Source organism: Pseudomonas sp. PDM32, from assembly GCF_019219225.1.
In the GTDB taxonomy this organism is placed as follows: Bacteria; Pseudomonadota; Gammaproteobacteria; order Pseudomonadales; family Pseudomonadaceae; genus Aquipseudomonas; species Aquipseudomonas laurylsulfatiphila.
Genome location: NZ_JAHUWE010000035.1, coordinates 1 through 1,232 on the forward strand (window position 1 = coordinate 1; position 1,232 = coordinate 1,232).

Annotated in this window: 1 protein-coding gene; it reads left to right on the forward strand. The window is 62.3% G+C overall.

What is annotated here, in order from left to right:
- On the forward strand, positions 1-1,232 hold a 1,232-nt coding region (gene pgi, locus KW846_RS29655; protein WP_218486458.1), incomplete at both ends, for a glucose-6-phosphate isomerase.

The window sequence follows — 1,232 nt, forward strand, 5'->3', positions numbered from 1 at the left end:
AAGGGCGCGATCAAATCGCTGTTCGACGGCGAAATCGTCAATGCTTCCGAGGGCCGTCCGGCCCTGCACACCGCCCTGCGTCGCCCGGTTGGCGACAAGCTGTCGGTCAATGGCGTCAACGTGATGCCCGAAGTGCACAAGGTGCTGAACCAGATCACCGACCTCGTCGGCCGCATCCACGATGGTCTGTGGCGTGGTTACACCGAGAAGCCGATCACCGACGTGGTGAACATCGGCATCGGTGGCTCCTTCCTCGGCCCGGAACTGGTGTCCGAAGCCTTGCTGTCCTACGCCCAGAAAGGCGTGCGTTGCCATTACCTGGCGAACATCGACGGCAGCGAATTCCACGAACTGACCATGAAGCTGCGTGCCGAAACCACGCTGTTCATCGTCTCGTCGAAATCCTTCAACACCCTCGAAACCCTGAAAAACGCCCAGGCCGCCCGTGCCTGGTACCTGGCCCAGGGTGGTTCGGAAGCCGAGCTGTATCGCCATTTCATCGCGGTCTCGAGCAACAACGCCGCCGCCGTGGCGTTCGGTATCCGCGAAGAGAACATCTTCCCGATGTGGGACTGGGTCGGCGGCCGTTACTCGCTGTGGTCGGCTATCGGTTTGCCGATTGCCCTGGCCATCGGCATGTCCAACTTCAAGGAACTGCTGTCCGGTGCCTACACCATGGACCAGCACTTCCAGAGCGCACCGTTCGAACAGAACATGCCGGTACTGCTAGCCTTGCTCGGCGTGTGGTACGGCAACTTCTGGGGCGCGCAAAGCCACGCGATCCTGCCATACGATCACTACCTGCGTAACATCACCAAGCACCTGCAACAGCTGGACATGGAATCCAACGGCAAGAGCGTGCGCCAGGACGGCAAGCCCGTCTCCACCGATACCGGGCCGGTGATCTGGGGCGGCGTCGGCTGCAACGGTCAGCACGCCTACCACCAGCTGCTGCACCAGGGCACCCAACTGATTCCGGCCGACTTCATCGTGCCGATCGTCAGCTTCAACCCGGTGTCCGACCACCACCAGTGGCTGTACGCCAACTGCCTGTCGCAAAGCCAGGCGCTGATGCTCGGCAAGACCTTGGCCGAGGCCGAAACCGAGCTGCGCGACAAAGGCATGAGCGAAGCCGACGTACACAAACTCGCGCCGCACAAGGTGATCCCGGGCAATCGTCCGAGCAACACCCTGGTGGTCGAGCGCATCAGCCCGCGTCGCCTCGGCGCACT